At 71.3% G+C, this 15,540-nt stretch carries 14 protein-coding genes; 4 read left to right on the top strand and 10 right to left on the bottom strand.

Annotation, left to right across the window (positions count from 1 at the left end; genetic code table 11):
* Nucleotides 1-5 precede the first annotated feature (5 nt).
* The gene (locus tag OHA84_RS16845; protein ID WP_053678395.1) at nt 6-341 is read left to right on the top strand and encodes an Lsr2 family protein; all 336 of its coding nucleotides are present in this window, start codon (nt 6-8) and stop codon (nt 339-341) included.
* Here the strand turns inward: OHA84_RS16845 and OHA84_RS16840 are convergent.
* Nucleotides 323-925, bottom strand: a complete 603-nt coding sequence (locus OHA84_RS16840; protein WP_266971001.1) for an SCO3374 family protein — start codon at nt 923-925, stop codon at nt 323-325. The two genes, OHA84_RS16845 and OHA84_RS16840, sit on opposite strands and share 19 nt — an antisense overlap.
* Before the next feature lie 463 nt (nt 926-1,388).
* On the opposite strand from OHA84_RS16840, the gene OHA84_RS16835 reads away from it, so the two are divergent.
* On the top strand, nt 1,389-3,914 hold the full coding sequence (locus tag OHA84_RS16835) for an ATP-dependent Clp protease ATP-binding subunit (protein ID WP_053678393.1): 2,526 nt from the start codon (nt 1,389-1,391) through the stop codon (nt 3,912-3,914).
* Nucleotides 3,915-4,589: 675 nt separating this feature from the next.
* The gene (locus OHA84_RS16830; RefSeq protein ID WP_266971003.1) at nt 4,590-5,216 is read left to right on the top strand and encodes a M23 family metallopeptidase; all 627 of its coding nucleotides are present in this window, start codon (nt 4,590-4,592) and stop codon (nt 5,214-5,216) included.
* Between the two features lie 64 nt (nt 5,217-5,280).
* On the opposite strand, the gene OHA84_RS16825 is transcribed toward OHA84_RS16830, so the two are convergent.
* The 7 genes from OHA84_RS16825 to OHA84_RS16795 all read right to left on the bottom strand — a co-directional run bounded on the left by OHA84_RS16825 (nt 5,281) and on the right by OHA84_RS16795 (nt 11,696).
* The gene (locus OHA84_RS16825; RefSeq protein WP_053678389.1) at nt 5,281-6,525 is read right to left on the bottom strand and encodes a LamG domain-containing protein; all 1,245 of its coding nucleotides are present in this window, start codon (nt 6,523-6,525) and stop codon (nt 5,281-5,283) included.
* A 117-nt stretch (nt 6,526-6,642) separates the two neighbouring features.
* Nucleotides 6,643-7,956 carry a two-component system sensor histidine kinase CseC gene (cseC, locus tag OHA84_RS16820; protein WP_053678387.1) on the bottom strand — a complete coding sequence of 438 codons (1,314 nt, stop codon included), beginning with the start codon at nt 7,954-7,956 and terminating at the stop codon, nt 6,643-6,645.
* Nucleotides 7,953-8,657 (bottom strand): two-component system response regulator CseB, encoded by a 705-nt coding sequence (gene cseB, locus OHA84_RS16815; protein ID WP_053678385.1) that lies wholly within the window; start codon nt 8,655-8,657, stop codon nt 7,953-7,955. Before cseB ends, cseC begins: the two co-directional genes overlap by 4 nt.
* A gap of 13 nt (nt 8,658-8,670) precedes the next feature.
* Entirely contained in the window at nt 8,671-9,348 is a 678-nt protein-coding gene (locus tag OHA84_RS16810; RefSeq protein ID WP_371591398.1) for a hypothetical protein, read from the bottom strand.
* A gap of 11 nt (nt 9,349-9,359) precedes the next feature.
* Entirely contained in the window at nt 9,360-9,920 is a 561-nt protein-coding gene (locus tag OHA84_RS16805) for a SigE family RNA polymerase sigma factor (protein ID WP_053678383.1), read from the bottom strand.
* A gap of 220 nt (nt 9,921-10,140) precedes the next feature.
* Nucleotides 10,141-11,058 carry an A/G-specific adenine glycosylase gene (locus OHA84_RS16800; RefSeq protein ID WP_266971006.1) on the bottom strand — a complete coding sequence of 306 codons (918 nt, stop codon included), beginning with the start codon at nt 11,056-11,058 and terminating at the stop codon, nt 10,141-10,143.
* A gap of 29 nt (nt 11,059-11,087) precedes the next feature.
* Nucleotides 11,088-11,696, bottom strand: a complete 609-nt coding sequence (locus tag OHA84_RS16795; protein ID WP_053678502.1) for a phosphatase PAP2 family protein — start codon at nt 11,694-11,696, stop codon at nt 11,088-11,090.
* A 160-nt stretch (nt 11,697-11,856) separates the two neighbouring features.
* Here OHA84_RS16795 and OHA84_RS16790 point away from each other — a divergent pair, with 160 nt between their 5' ends.
* Nucleotides 11,857-12,666 carry a hypothetical protein gene (locus tag OHA84_RS16790; protein WP_053678379.1) on the top strand — a complete coding sequence of 270 codons (810 nt, stop codon included), beginning with the start codon at nt 11,857-11,859 and terminating at the stop codon, nt 12,664-12,666.
* Between the two features lie 60 nt (nt 12,667-12,726).
* Here the strand turns inward: OHA84_RS16790 and disA are convergent, their stop codons facing one another.
* Together disA and radA are read right to left on the bottom strand one after the other, a co-directional pair.
* Nucleotides 12,727-13,851 carry a DNA integrity scanning diadenylate cyclase DisA gene (gene disA / locus OHA84_RS16785; protein ID WP_053678377.1) on the bottom strand — a complete coding sequence of 375 codons (1,125 nt, stop codon included), beginning with the start codon at nt 13,849-13,851 and terminating at the stop codon, nt 12,727-12,729.
* Between the two features lie 183 nt (nt 13,852-14,034).
* Nucleotides 14,035-15,453 carry a DNA repair protein RadA gene (gene radA / locus OHA84_RS16780; protein WP_053678501.1) on the bottom strand — a complete coding sequence of 473 codons (1,419 nt, stop codon included), beginning with the start codon at nt 15,451-15,453 and terminating at the stop codon, nt 14,035-14,037.
* Nucleotides 15,454-15,540 lie beyond the last annotated feature (87 nt).

Raw genomic sequence — 15,540 nt, 5'->3', positions numbered from 1 at the left:
ATCCGGTGGCACAGAAGGTTCAGGTCCTTCTTGTCGACGACCTCGACGGTGGCGAGGCGGACGAGACCGTGACGTTCGCTGTGGATGGCAAGACCTACGAGATCGACCTCACCGCCGCCAACGCTGAAAAGCTCCGCGGCCTGCTTGAGCCCTACACCAAGAGTGGCCGTCGTACCGGTGGCCGTGCCGCCGCGGGTCGCGCCAAGGGCCGCGCCGCCGTTTCGGCGGGCAACCCGGACACCGCGGAAATCCGTGCGTGGGCGAAGGCGAAGGGCCTTACGGTCAACGACCGCGGCCGTGTCCCCGCCGACATTCGCGAGGCCTACGAGAACCGGGGCTGACCCACGGCGCCGACGGGCCTCGCGGGGGCCGCGCGTCGCCGCAGGCGTGCCCGGTGGCACTCCGTGGCCGCCGCGGCGACCAGACGTACGAGATCGGGTCCGGTGCCTCTCAGGCCGGCCCCGGCGCCCTGTCCGGTACCGGGCAGGGACGGCAGGAACGCCTCGCACCCCGGTTCGGGGGGCCGCAGCCACACGGCGGCCCCCTGAGGGCTTCCCTGTGGCCGCCCCGGCGGCACGGGGGCGGTGATACGGCCTCCCACGCCCAGGGCGGTCAGATCCAGGGCCACCGGACCCCACTCCAGCCAGTCGAGCAGCCCGTCCAGCTCCTCGGCGCTGCCCGGGGCCACCAGGAAGCGCATACGGCGTCCCATGACGGCCACCGGCCCGGTGTCGACCGGCCTGCGCAGCAGCCGGCCACCCGCGTCGGCCGGCAGTTCCAGTACGTCGAACCGCGCCCCGGTGACCAGCTGGGCGGGAGGGCCGCCCGCGAGGGTCCAGCCGAGCACCCGCCCGTACCAGGAGACGTACGCGTCCTCCTCGGACGGGGAGCGCGGATGCGGGACGGTCTCGGCGATGAGGGCCATGACCGGAGCAACTCCGGAAGTGCCCTGGAGTTACGCAGCGCGGCGGACCCAATACGGAACGTAAACGTCCGTGGGGCGGAGTCCCACATTCGAAGACGGAACCGTGTTCGCCCGTAGCGGAGGGAACCGTCTCCCGGCCGCATGGAGTGTCAGTCCCCACGGGTAAGACATTCCTAGTGGATCGGGGCGACACGCTGATTTGAAGGGTCTCCGACCGGCTTCCGTTCGCCATCGGCGTACACGTGTGACGGGTATCTGCCTGGCCTGCGGGAACATCGTCTCGCACCATCGGGTTGGAGCAGTTGTCGGCACTTACGGCCGGGTTTTCCCGCGGACGTGAGGGTGAGCCGCGGACGGATGTCGGCAGTTGGAATGAGCTGTCCCGCCCCGCGGGACTAGCATGCGGAAGGACAGGGCGGGGACCGACCCCGAACTGCCCGACCGCTCTGAGGAGCGATAAACGATGTTCGAGAGGTTCACCGACCGCGCGCGGCGGGTTGTCGTCCTGGCTCAGGAAGAAGCCCGGATGCTCAACCACAACTACATCGGCACCGAGCACATCCTCCTGGGCTTGATCCACGAGGGTGAGGGTGTCGCCGCTAAGGCCCTGGAGAGCCTCGGGATTTCGCTCGAGGCTGTTCGCCAGCAGGTTGAGGAGATCATCGGTCAGGGGCAGCAGGCCCCGTCCGGCCACATCCCCTTCACCCCGCGGGCGAAGAAGGTCCTGGAGCTTTCGCTCCGAGAGGCCCTCCAGCTCGGCCACAACTACATCGGCACCGAGCACATCCTGCTCGGCCTGATCCGCGAGGGCGAGGGCGTCGCCGCCCAGGTCCTCGTGAAGCTGGGCGCCGATCTCAACAGGGTCCGGCAGCAGGTCATCCAGCTGCTCTCCGGCTACTCCGGAGGCGGCAAGGAGTCGGCCACGGCAGGCGGCCCGGCCGAGGGCACCCCCTCGACCTCGCTCGTCCTCGACCAGTTCGGCCGCAACCTCACGCAGGCGGCTCGCGAATCCAAGCTCGACCCGGTCATCGGGCGCGAGAAGGAGATCGAGCGGGTCATGCAGGTGCTGTCCCGCCGGACCAAGAACAACCCGGTCCTCATCGGCGAGCCCGGCGTCGGCAAGACCGCCGTCGTCGAGGGCCTGGCCCAGGCGATCGTCAAGGGCGAGGTGCCCGAGACGCTCAAGGACAAGCACCTCTACACCCTCGACCTGGGTGCACTGGTCGCCGGTTCCCGCTACCGCGGTGACTTCGAGGAGCGCCTCAAGAAGGTGCTCAAGGAGATCCGCACCCGCGGCGACATCATCCTGTTCATCGACGAGCTCCACACCCTCGTGGGTGCGGGTGCCGCCGAGGGCGCGATCGACGCCGCCAGCATCCTGAAGCCCATGCTGGCCCGTGGTGAGCTCCAGACCATCGGTGCCACGACGCTGGACGAGTACCGCAAGCACCTCGAGAAGGACGCGGCGCTGGAGCGTCGTTTCCAGCCGATCCAGGTGGCGGAGCCTTCCCTCCCCCACACGATCGAGATCCTCAAGGGGCTGCGCGACCGCTACGAGGCCCACCACCGCGTCTCCATCACGGACGAGGCCCTCGTGCAGGCGGCCACCCTGGCCGACCGGTACATCTCGGACCGCTTCCTCCCGGACAAGGCGATCGACCTGATCGACGAGGCCGGCTCCCGGATGCGCATCCGTCGGATGACCGCGCCGCCGGACCTCCGCGAGTTCGACGAGAAGATCGCGAACGTGCGTCGCGACAAGGAGTCGGCCATCGACTCCCAGGACTTCGAGAAGGCGGCTTCCCTCCGTGATTCGGAGAAGCAGCTGCTGACGGCGAAGGCCAAGCGCGAGAAGGAATGGAAGGCCGGCGACATGGACGTCGTCGCCGAGGTCGACGGCGAGCTCATCGCCGAAGTCCTCGCGACCGCGACCGGCATTCCGGTGTTCAAGCTGACCGAGGAGGAGTCCTCGCGACTCCTGCGCATGGAGGACGAGCTCCACCGTCGCGTCATCGGTCAGAAGGACGCCATCAAGGCCCTCTCGCAGGCGATCCGACGGACCCGTGCGGGTCTGAAGGACCCGAAGCGTCCCGGTGGCTCGTTCATCTTCGCCGGCCCGTCCGGTGTCGGTAAGACCGAGCTCTCCAAGACGCTCGCCGAATTCCTCTTCGGCGACGAGGACGCACTGATCTCCCTCGACATGTCGGAGTTCAGCGAGAAGCACACGGTTTCCCGTCTCTTCGGTTCGCCCCCCGGCTACGTGGGCTACGAAGAGGGCGGCCAGCTGACCGAGAAGGTCCGCCGGAAGCCGTTCTCCGTCGTCCTCTTCGACGAGGTCGAGAAGGCGCACCCGGATATCTTCAATTCCCTTCTCCAGATCCTGGAGGACGGTCGTCTGACCGACTCCCAGGGCCGGGTCGTGGACTTCAAGAACACGGTCATCATCATGACGACCAACCTGGGTACGCGGGACATCTCCAAGGGCTTCAACCTGGGCTTCGCGGCCCAGGGCGACACCAAGACCGGATACGACCGGATGAAGGCGAAGGTCAACGAAGAGCTGAAGCAGCACTTCCGGCCCGAGTTCCTCAACCGTGTCGACGACACGGTCGTCTTCCACCAGCTCACGCAGGAAGACATCATCCAGATCGTCGACCTGATGATCGCCAAGGTGGACGAGCGCCTCAAGGACCGCGACATGGGCATCGAGCTCAGCGGTGACGCGAAGCAGCTCCTGGCCAAGCGCGGCTACGACCCGATCATGGGTGCGCGCCCGCTGCGCCGGACGATCCAGCGCGAGATCGAGGACATGCTGTCGGAGAAGATCCTCTTCGGCGAGCTGCGTCCCGGTCACATCGTGGTCGTGGGTGTGGAGGGTGAGGGCGAGGCCGCCAAGTTCACCTTCCGCGGCGAGGAGAAGACTCCGATCTCGGACCTTCCCCCGATCGAGGCCACGGGCTCCGGCCCGGACCTCTCCAAGGGCGCCTGAGGCCTGACCGCTGTACGAAGGGGCGGCCCCGGAACCGAACGGTTCCGGGGCCGCCCCTTTCGCGCGTCCGGGGCCCTGCGGGGCGGGGGAGAGCCGGAGCGGACGTCCGGGCCCGTGCGAGGCGGGAGGGATTGCGGCCGGTCCCTGCGGGCACGAGCGGGTCCGGGGCGCGCGCAGGGGCCCCGGACCCGCCCTCCGGGTCCGTACCGCCCTCCCGGGCCTGTACCGGGCGACCGGGCCCGTACCGGGCTCCCCGGCGCGGGGGTGGGCCCACGGGTGGCGCCCGCGCGGCTCGGCGGAAGGCGCGGGCACGGGGGCAGGGGGCGGAGGGTGCTTCGGGTGCCTTCCGGTGGCCCGAGGGGCGTGACCTGGGTCTCGATCAGGGTGGGCGGGGGCTCCGCGCCCGGTGACAAGCCGCACAGGGCAAATCGGACCTACTAGGACCTTTCGTAGATCGAGTGTCCGATTTGCCCCCTCCCTTGGCCCAGTAATCGCCGGGTCAACAGTCCTCTCGACCCCCCTCGCACCTACGAGTCGACGTAGTAATGAGGACGTTTGAGGAAGCCGGGGGGCTCGGGTTACCAAGGTGGAGCAAGTTCGCCCGGCACCCGCTCAGCATCCGCTCAGCGTGCCGGGTCACTTATTGCCCTTGTTCCCGGCCCCGGAGGTCCACACATGTCCGCGAAGCGCGTCAGCACCCGTCGTACCCGTATCGCCCTCGCCGCCACCGGCCTCGGTGCCGCACTGGCCCTCGGTGCCGGAACGACCGCCGCTTTCGCCGGCGAGGCGCAGACCGCTCTCAACGGCACCCCCGGCCTCGTCGCCGCCCAGGCGAAGGCCCAGGCCGCCGCCGCGAAGCCGGCCGCCGCCGCGAAGTCGGCCGGTTCCTGGAAGAAGCCGGTCTCCGGCTACACCCTGTCCGCGACCTACGGCAAGGGCGGCAACATGTGGTCGCACAAGCACTCCGGTCAGGACTTCGCCGTTCCCGTCGGCACCAAGGTCAGTGCCGCGAGCTCCGGTGTGGTCGTCAAGGCCGGCCCCAACGGCGGTGGCGACGGTCCCGCGTACGGCAACGCCGTCGTGATCAAGCACGCGAACAACAAGTACTCCCAGTACGCGCACCTCTCGCGGATCCAGGTCAAGATCGGCCAGAAGGTCTCGGCCGCCCAGCAGATCGCGCTGTCCGGCAACACCGGCAACTCCAGCGGTCCGCACCTGCACTTCGAGATCCGCACCACCCCGAACTACGGCTCGGCCATCAACCCGGTGAGCTTCCTGCGTCAGGTCGGCGTCACCGTCTGACACGCCGACGGCGCCGGGCGACCGGCGTCCGACCCCCCCGCCGCACCGGGCGGCTCGCGACGGCTCAGAACAGCAGCCACGACCCGGTCGGCGTGACCATCGGGTCGAGCTTGCCCGGCTTGAGGGCGTCGATCCGCTCCTGCGGCAGCGCAGCGTCGTAGACCCGCAGGCTGTCCATGGCGCCCTGCCAGGGCGACACCCACTGATCCTGATGGCGTGAGCGCGCCAGTTGCAGCGGGCCGGGGGCGGGGAAGATGTCCGCGGGAACCGGGGCCTCGCCCGTCCGCTTGCCGTTCACGTACAGGGCGATCACCTTCTTCTCCGCGTCGTAGGTGCCCGTCAGCTCCGAGAAGGTCTTCTCCATCTTCGAGCTCGTGCCCGTCACCGTCGTCGTGCTGGCGTTCGCGCCCGGGGTGCCGGTCTGCACCCGGAAGATCCAGGACGGCTTGCCGTTCACCTCGTCCAGACCCAGCTCGAACGAGAACGACTTCTCGTTGCCCTGGCTCACCGCGATCTGCTGCCCCTTGGGGGAGCGGTTCCAGAGCCGGGCCGAGACCGTGAAGCTCTTCGACGGGTCCACGACGCGCTGCTGGGACTCGGCGAACGAGTTCGCGTTGCCCTTCGTGCGCATCTCGTGCCGTTTGTCGATCGGGAAGACTCCGGCCTCCGGCCCCATCTTCAGGTTCGCCTTGCCGATCTGGTCCCGCACGGTCGTCGGGTCACCCGCGACCGTGGGCGTGAGATCGATCGGATTCTTGACCCCGCTCTGCGAGGGCGCGGGCGAATCCGAGGCGGCCGCCGTCGGCTTGTCGTCGCCCTTCCCGTCGCCGCCACCCAGCAGCAGGAACGTTCCACCACCGGCGAGCAGCGCCAGCACGGTCACCGTGCCGACGACCACCCACACCCGCTTCCTGCGCCGCTCCGACGCCGAACGATCGGCGAGCGCGTCCCAGTCGGGCTGATCCGACCGCTGCCGGAACGGCTCGGGCTCCGCCGTCGGGCCCGGCATCGAACCGCCCTGCTGCCACGACGCGGGCGGCGCGTCGTAGGGGCCCGGCATCCCGGGATCCTGCCAGTACGGATTCGGCTGCTGCGGTCCGGGCTGCTGCGGTCCGGGCTGCCGCGGGTAGCCGTAGCCGCCGTCCTGGTCCGAGCCCGGCGGGGGGCCGAAGCCACCCGACGCGGGGGGCCCGGGCGGGAACCCGTAGCCACCGGACGCGGGCGCTCCCGGCGGGAACCCGTAGCCACCGCTCCCCGGGGCGGGCTGCTCGGGCTGCGGGTTGGTCGGGGGGTTCGTACCGTCGGTCATGCCACGGATGCTAGAACATCAGCCCCGCGGGGCGAACGGCCGAGGGTCCCGATACGGTCGCGATCCCGGGCCGGCGCCGCCGCGGCTCTGCCGCCCCGGGTCGCGACGACGCCCGACTCAGGTCTGGGGCTTCAGGATCGGGAAGCTTCCCGTCGCCGTCGGCGCGTGCTCCGGCAGCCACAGCACCGCCACCGCCCCGGCGGCCGAACCCTCCCTGTCCACGCCGCCCGGCGCGGCCACGTTACGGAACGTCAACCGGGCGCCCAGCACCCGCGCCTGACCCTCCGCGATGGTCAGACCCAGCCCGTGGCCCACCCCGGCCCGGTCGGTGGACCCGGTCCGGAAACGGCTCGGCCCCTCGCGCAACAGCGCCTCCGGGAAGCCCGGTCCGTGGTCCCGCACCCGTACGACCCGGCCCTCGACGTCGACCTGGATCGGCGACTGCCCGTACCGCGCGGCGTTCGCCAGCAGGTTGCCCAGGATCCGTTCCAGCCGGCGCGGGTCGGTGCTCACGATCTCGTCCGCCACGACGCGTACGGACGCGTCCGGCATCAGCGACGCCACCCGGCGGCTGACGAACTCGCCGAGCGCCACGTCCTGCAACTCGGCCCGCTCCGAGGCGCTGTCCAGCCGGGCCACCTCCAACACGTCCTCGACCAACGCGCGCATCGCCTGCGCCCGGTCGCGCACCAGCTCGGTCGGCCGCCCCGGGGGCAGCAGTTCCGCCGCCGTGAGCAGGCCCGTCACCGGGGTCCGCAGCTCGTGCGCGATGTCCGCCGTCACCCGCCGCTCGGCCTCCAGCCGCTGCTGGAGCGCGTCCGCCATGGCGTCCACGGCCCGCGCCAGGTCATCCGTCTCGTCACGTACGACACCACCCACCGCGTCGCGCACCCGGACCTCGGGATCTCCGTGCGCCACCCGCTGCGCGGCGGCGGCCGCCTTGCGCAACCGGCGCGAGATCTGCCCGCCGATGAGCACCCCGAGCGCGGAGCCGCCCACCACCACGGAGAGGGAGCCGACGACGAGGGCCTGGTCCAGGTCGTGCACCATGTTGGCGCTCTCCTTGAACGGCAGGTGCAGGGACAGCACTTGTCCGCTGCCGAGCGGTACGGCCGCCCACACCTCGGGAACGCCCCGCCTGCTCTCCTGGATGTAGGTGCCGCGCCGCCCGGACTGGACCTTCTGCCTCAGTTCGATCGGCAGCTCGGGGTCGTTGAGCTTGGCGCCCATCATCGGCTTGCGGCCGGCGTCCACGCTGCGGGCGAGGAACTGGACCCGCTCCAGCTGGGAGTCGCGGGCGCTCTCCAGCATCGACACGCGGGCAGCACTGTGCACCACCAGACTCAGCGCCACCGCCGTCAGCGCGCCGACGGCGGCGATGGCGAGGGTGATCTTCCAGCGGATCCCGGTACGGAGTGTGAACCGCCTCATGCCTTCAGCTTGTATCCGAAGCCTCGGACCGTCTCGATCCGGTCCTGTCCGATCTTGGTGCGCAGCCGCTGGACGTGGACGTCCACGACCCGGGTGTCGCCGCCCCAGTCGTAGTCCCAGACCCGCTCCAGCAGCCGGTCGCGCGACAGCACGGTGCCGGGCGCCGAGGAGAACTCCAGCAGCAGCCGCATCTCGGTCGGCGTGAGGCCCACCGGGGCACCCGCCTTGCGCACCTCCATGCCCTCGGTGTCGACCTCCAGGTCGCCGAAGGCCAGCACCCCGCGCTCATCGGCGCCGTCGTCGTCCGACGCGCCGCCGTTCGGACCGCCCGCGTGGCCGAAGCGGCGCAACACGGCGCGGATCCGGGCGACGAGGACCGACCCGTCGAAGGGCTTGGTGACGTAGTCGTCGGCGCCCGCCTCCAGGCCCAGTACGACGTCGATGGAGTCGGCGCGCGCCGACAGCATGATCACCGGGACGGTGGACTCGTCACGGATGCGCCGGCACAGGCTGACGCCGTCCATCCCGGGCACCATGACGTCGAGCAGCGCGATGTCGGGGCGGTCGGCCCGGAAGGACTCCAGGCCCGACAGTCCGTCGGGCATGGCGGTCACCACGAACCCGTCGCGCTCCAGCGCCAGGGTCGTGGCCTCGCGGATGACGTCGTCGTCCTCCACGAACAGCACATGGGTCTCGGCCATCCGGAGCCTCGCTTCAGTTCTTCTCTGAGATGGCCGGGGCGGGCTGGCCGCCGCCGTCGACCACGTTGCTGTAGTCCGTGTGGACACGGTCCTGCTCGGTGAACCTCTCACCGCTCCAGCGGTAGGTGATCACGTCCTCGCCGGACGGGTACGAGAGCGCGTCGCTCTTCCCGTAGACCGGCTTGGTGACCACCAGGTCCCCCCGGTCGATCTCCGCGTAGACGGGCGGTTGTTCGTCCGCGAAGACATTCTCGTACTTGCCGTTGTCCGCCCGGTACACGTACGAGCCGCGCCCCAGGGCGTCGGCGCAGGAGAGCACGTTCACGACGATGTCCACGGCCGGGCTCCCGGTGACCTTCCCGTAGCTCACGTCGACCGGGTACTCCCGGCCCGTGCAGGGCTTCAGGTCCCGCTTGATCGCCGGACTGACCTTCGGGTCCGCCTTCAACAGCGCGACCGGGTCCACCTTGGGCGGCTTGGCCGCGGAGGTGTCCGAGGTCGCCGGTGAGTGGTCCCCGCCGGAGGGGGCCGGGCCGACCGGGGGACCGGTCTTCGCCACGGATTCGGTGCGGGCCGGACCACCGTCGCGCAGGCCCGTGCCACCGGTGGCACAACCGACCGCGAACAGCGCTGTGCCGGCGAGGACGACCGTCCCCGCCGACACCAACACCAGCGACTTTCTGCCGCTCAAGCCTGGGCCGTTCAGGCCGCGCACCGCTCCCGCCCCTCGTACCGGATGGTGTGGTCACCGCGTTCCAGCGCGCGCATGTCGAGGTCCCGGCTCTCCAGCTCCTGCCGGAGGCGGGCCAATGCGCGGTGCAGGGTGCTCTTCACGGTTCCCGCCGACATGCCGAGCGCCGCGGCCGTTTCCTCGGTGCTCATCTGCTCCCAGTGTCGCAGCACCACGACGCTTCGCTGCTTGGGCGCCAGAACCTTGAGGATGTCCATCAGCAGGGCGCGATCGGCGCGCTGGTCGGAGCCGTCCTCGACGGAGGCGTCCGGGAGCTGTTCGGTGGGTACCTCGTCGAGCTTGCGGGCCCGCCACCACTCGGTACGCGTGTTGATCATGACGCGGCGGAGGTAGGCGTCGGCCAGGGACTTGTCGGCGATGCCGTCCCAGCGGCCGTAGGTGCGGACGAGGGCCGTCTGGAGGAGGTCCTGGGCGTCCGTGGGGTCCGGAACCAGGCGCCGGGCACTGCGCAGCAGCGCGTCCTGCCGGGTGCGTACGTACTCCTCGAATTCGAGTACCTCGCCGTGCGCCATCTCAGACCGCCTCCGTTCCGTCCCAACCCGCCACCGCTGTCTTACGGATTCGAAGGTACGGAGGCGTTGTCACGGCACTGTGCGGGTCAGCCTTCGGTGGACGCACGGACACCCGTAGATTGTGTAACAGCGTCTTTGAGCTGCGGGTTTCCCGGCGCCAAGCGGAATCTTCGAGTCAGCTTCGAGCCGGGCTCCCCACGCAGTGGATCAACGGATCGGATCAGGTGCGGGCCGGCCCCTGCGGAAGTCGGTACATCCCCTGGCCGAGCGGCTCGACCAGACCGTCGGACACCAGCCCGTCCAGTGCGCGAGCCCGCTGCACCGGCTCGTCCCAGACCGTGTCCAGCACCGCCTGCGGAACCGCGCCGACCGCCTCCCGCAGGACGGCGAGCAGCTTGCCCCGCACCTGACGGTCGGTACCGGCGTACGTCTGTCCTCGGCGCGGCGGCCCGTCGTGGGCCGGCTTCCCCGCGAGGCGCCACGCGCACAGCCCGGCGACCGGGCAGCGCGCGCAGTCCGGACTCTTGGCCGTGCACACCAGCGCGCCCAGCTCCATCGAGGCCGCCGCCCAGCGGGCCGCGGTCTCCTCGTCCGGCGGCAGCAGGGCCCGCGCCAGACGCCGCTCGGCGGCCGTGGTCGCGTTCGGCGGGTACTCGACCCCGCCGGAGGTGCGGGCGAAGACCCGGCGGACGTTGGTGTCCAGCACCGCGTGTCGCTGCCCGTACGCGAAGGAGGCCACCGCGGCGGCCGTGTACTCGCCGATCCCGGGCAGGGCGAGCAGCTGCGCGTGCTCCCGCGGCACGTCGCCCCCGTGCCGTTCCGTTATCGCGACGGCCGCCCCGTGCAGACGCAGGGCCCGGCGGGGGTAGCCGAGGCGGCCCCAGGCGCGCACGGCCTCGCCGGGCGCCTCGGCGGCCAGGTCGGCGGGCCGGGGCCAGCGGGCGAGCCACTGCTCGTACACCGGCAGGACCCGGTTGACGGGGGTCTGCTGGAGCATGAACTCGCTGACCATCACGCCCCAGGGGCCGGCCTCGGGGCGGCGCCAGGGCAGGTCGCGGGCGTGCTCGTCGAACCACGCGATCACGGGGGAGTGCAGTGCGTGGGAGACGTCGGGGGAAGGAGTGGTGGATGCAGTCATGGCAGACGGCATCCTGGCACGTTTCGTCCCTACCGCGCGGGGCCCGGACCGGTGAACCACAGCACGGGCCGGATGCCACTGGCCCGCATGCCGGCGGTGATCCTACTGATCGGACCGGCGAGGGCGAGCACGAACAGGGCGGCCAGCGATCCGCCGAGCAGCAGGCCCAGCGCCACGTCGTGGGGGAAGTGCACGCCGACGAACACCCGGGAGAAAGCCATCAGCAGGGCGAGCGGCACGGTCAACAGCGCGAGGCGGCCGACGGCCAGGGCCAGCGCGACGGCGGCGGCGCCCGCGATGGAGGAGTGGTTGCTGGGGAAGGACCAGTCGCCGTACTCCGGGCACGGGATCAGCGACGCGGCCGCCCCGGCCACCGTCCGACAGGGCCGGTCCTCGTCGACGGTCGACTTCACCAGCTCGGAGGCGACGTACGCGACGGCGGTGGCGAGCGGCGCGAGGACGGCGAGCGCCATCGCGCGCGGGGCGGCCTGCCGGCGGGCACGCCACCAGACGGCTATGAAGAGCAGACCGAACGCGAACAGCCCGTACTCCGTCCAGGCCTCGGACGCCGACCGCACCCAGGGGGGCGTGGTGTGGGCGAAGTCGGTGATGTCTCTGTAGAGGTCGGAGCTGTCCATGATCACAGACCGTACTCAATGGGAGGTCGCGGTCGTGTCAGCACCCTGGCCGGTTCCGAACGGTTCGGACCGGCCCCGCAGGATGATCATCGGCAAATCAAGCCCGCCGCCCGGCATGTGGGGCACTGATCGCGGCGCGAACTCTCGTAAGGTTCCGCTCGTGGGATCTCTGCGCAATCCGGTCGGGCCGCTCCCCTCCTCCATCTACTGGCGACGGAGGGCTGTGCTGGCGTCCGTCGTCGCGCTCCTCGCGCTCCTCGCCGTATGGACCGTCAGCTCCGGTGGGGTGAAGTCCAGTACGAACGGCAAGGGCGAGGGCGGGCGAGATCCCGTCGCCCCGATCACCCCCGGCCCCTCCGGCTCCGGGCCGGCGATCAGTCAGGCCCCGGGCGGGCGGGCCGAGTCGGGAACCGGGTCGGCCGGCTCCGGCTCCGGTTCCGGTTCCGACGCGGGCACGGCGGGCGCCGGCAAGAACGGCGAGCCGAGCGGTGGCACGGGCGGCGGCTCCGGCAACTCCGCCCCGGGCGGCGGCGCGAGCCAGGTCCCGGCCGACTCGCCCCTGCCGACGTGCGCGCCGTCCGCGGTGCAGTGGGAGGTCAAGAGCGAGAAGAACGAGTACGAGGCGAACGAGAAGCCTCGTCTCGAACTCATCGCCCGCAATGTCTCCGGCACCACCTGCAAGGTCGACCTCGGCCCGAAGCAGGCGGTCCTGACCATCACCCAGGCGAGCAACCCCAAGGCCGTCTGGTCCTCGACGGACTGCCCGACCGGCGCGGGCAACGTCTTCTTCCGGCTGGCCGCGCAGAGCGAGATCAAGGCGCCGACCCTGGAATGGGACCGCCGGTTCAGCGCCGCGGACCAGTGCCAGTCACCGCCCGCGGGAGCCGCGACCGCGGACACCTACGTGGTCGAGGTCAAGTCCCCCGGCCTGCCGGTGGCCCGCACCTCGTTCGTCCTCAAGCAGGACTGACGCACCACGACCGGCCGGGCGGGTCCGATCCCGCCCGGCCCCGTACACGGGCCGGTCGGGCTAGACGTACCGCTCCAGGATCGAGGACTCCGCCAGTCGCGACAGGCCCTCGCGGACGCTCCGCGCCCGGGCCTCGCCCACGCCGTCCACCGTCTGCAGGTCGTCCACGCTCGCGGCGAGCAGCTTCTGCAGTCCGCCGAAGTGCTCCACCAGCCGCTCGATGATCGCCCCGGGCAGCCGCGGCACCTTCGCCAGCAGCCGGTAGCCCCGCGGGGACACCGCCGAGTCCAGCGTCTCCGGCGACCCCGTGTATCCCAGGGCCTTCGCCACGATCGCCAGCTCCAGCAGTTCCGGATGCGTGAGCGCGTCCAGCGCCGGAAGCGCCTCGTCCACCGTGCGGGAACGCTTCGCCGTGGGTTCCGGAACGTAGTCCCGGATCACCAACTCCCGCTCCTGCTCGATGCCGACCGTCAACTCGTCCAGTTGCAGGGACAGCAGTCGCCCGTCCGTGCCCAGTTCGACCACGTACTCGGCGATCTCCGTCGCGATCCGGCGGACCATTTCCAGCCGCTGCGCGACCGCCGTCACATCGCGGACCGTGACCAGGTCCTCGATCTCCAGCGCGGACAGCGTGCCCGCGACCTCGTCGAGCCGCAGCTTGTACCGCTCCAGCGTGGCCAGCGCCTGGTTCGCCCGCGACAGGATCGCCCCGGACTCCTCCAGGACCCGCCGCTCACCGTCCACGTACAACGCGATCAGCCGCATCGACTGCGACACCGACACCACCGGGAACCCGCACTGCTTGGAGACGCGGTCGGCCGTGCGGTGGCGGGTGCCCGTCTCCTCCGTGTGGATGGACGCGTCCGGGACCAGCTGCACGCCGGCCCGCAGGATCTTGGTGATGTCCTTGTCCAGGATGAGCGCCCCGTCGAGCTTGCACAGCTCGCGCAGCCGGGTCGCGGTGAACTCCACGTCCAGCACGAAACCGCCGGTGCACATCGCCTCGACGTTCTTGTCCATGCCGAGGACGATCAGGCCACCGGTGTTGCCGCGGACGATCCTCTCCAGGCCGTCTCTCAGGGGCTGACCAGGTGCGACCGCGCTCAGCGAGGCACGCATCATGGCCTCTTGCCTGGAGCTCGCGCCCGACTTTCCGGATGCTGCTGCCCCGTCCTTGGCTGCCACTGCACTCCTCCGGTCGCGGGTTGCGCCGCCTGCGTACGGCCGGGCGGACCAGCACAAAGTCTACCGGCGTGGCCTGTGCGCCCGCCGAGCCTTGGCCCGCCTCGTCCCCGGACCCTACGGTGCGAACCCCCGGAAGCGCTCCCGACCCGGCAAAGCCCGCCCCCGCCCGGTGGCCGGACCGGCCTACGACCTGTCGGCCGCGCCGTCCTTGGCGGGGGTCCGCGAGCGCCCGCGCGGCAGGACCCGCAGCGCGTCGCCCATGTCCGCGACCTCGATCACCTTCATGCCCGCCGGCACCTTGCCGGGGTCGCTCGGCACCAGCGCGTGCGTGAAGCCGAGCCGGTGCGCCTCGGCGAGCCGCCGCTGGACGCCGGTCACCCGCCGCACCTCGCCCGCGAGACCGACCTCCCCGATGGCGACGAGGTTCTTCGGGAGGGGCACGTCGCTCGCCGCCGAGGCCAGCGCCAGCGCGATCGCCAGGTCGGCGGCCGGCTCGGTCAGCTTCACCCCGCCCACGGTGGCGCTGTAGATGTCCCGCTTGCCCAGCGCGGTGATCCGGCCGCGCTGCTCCAGCACCGCCAGCATCATCGAGACGCGGGAGGTCTCCAGGCCCGACGTGGTCCGCCGGGGCGAGGGGATCTGTGAATCCACCGTCAGCGCCTGCACCTCCGCGACCAGGGGCCGCTTGCCCTCCAGCGTCACCGTCAGACAGGTCCCGGGGACCGCCTCCGCGCGCCGGGTCAGGAACAACCCGCTCGGGTCGGCGAGCCCGGTGATCCCCTCGTCGTGGAGTTCGAAGCAGCCGACCTCGTCGGTGGCGCCGTACCGGTTCTTCACACCGCGCACCAGTCGCAGCCGCGCGTGCCGGTCGCCCTCGAAGCTCAGGACGACGTCGACCAGGTGCTCCAGCAGCCGGGGACCGGCGATGGCCCCGTCCTTGGTGACGTGGCCGACGAGGAGCGTGGACATGCCGCGCTCCTTGGACGCCCGGATCAGCGCGCCCGCGACCTCGCGCACCTGGGCCATGCCGCCGGGCGCCCCGTCGATCTCGGGCGAGGCGATGGTCTGTACGGAGTCCAGGATCAGCAGCGCGGGCTTCACGGCGTCGAGGTGACCCAGCACGGCCGACAGGTCCGTCTCCGCGGCCAGGTACAGGTGGTCGCTGAGCGCCTTGATCCGGTCCGCCCGCAGGCGCACCTGGCTCGCCGACTCCTCGCCCGTCACATACAGCGTCCGGTGGTCGGCGTCGGCCGCCTTCGCCGCGACGTCCAACAGCAGCGTCGACTTGCCCACGCCCGGCTCGCCCGCCAACAGCACGACCGCCCCGGGCACGAGACCGCCGCCGAGGACCCGGTCCAGCTCGCTCACGCCCGTGCTGCGCGCGGTCGCCGTCCTGACGTCGACCTGGCCGATCGGCACGGCCGCGGTCGAGACCCGACCCGCCGCGGTGGTCCGCACGGCGGGCGCGCCCATTTCCTCGACGGTGCCCCACGCCTGGCACTCGGGACACCGCCCGAGCCATTTCGCGGTCGTCCAGCCGCACTCGGTACAACGGTAGGACGGCCGGTCCTTGGCGGATGAACGAGATGTGCGGGCTGCCATGCGCCCACCGTAGTCGCCGGTACCGACACCGCCGCCGGCCGTGCCCCGCGGAGGCTGGGCGGGGTCCGACCGCGCGCCCCGCCTCGC

It is taken from the genome of Streptomyces sp. NBC_00513, from assembly GCF_041431415.1.
In the GTDB taxonomy this organism is placed as follows: Bacteria; Actinomycetota; Actinomycetes; order Streptomycetales; family Streptomycetaceae; genus Streptomyces.
This window is presented reverse-complemented; position numbering and strand designations above follow the sequence as displayed.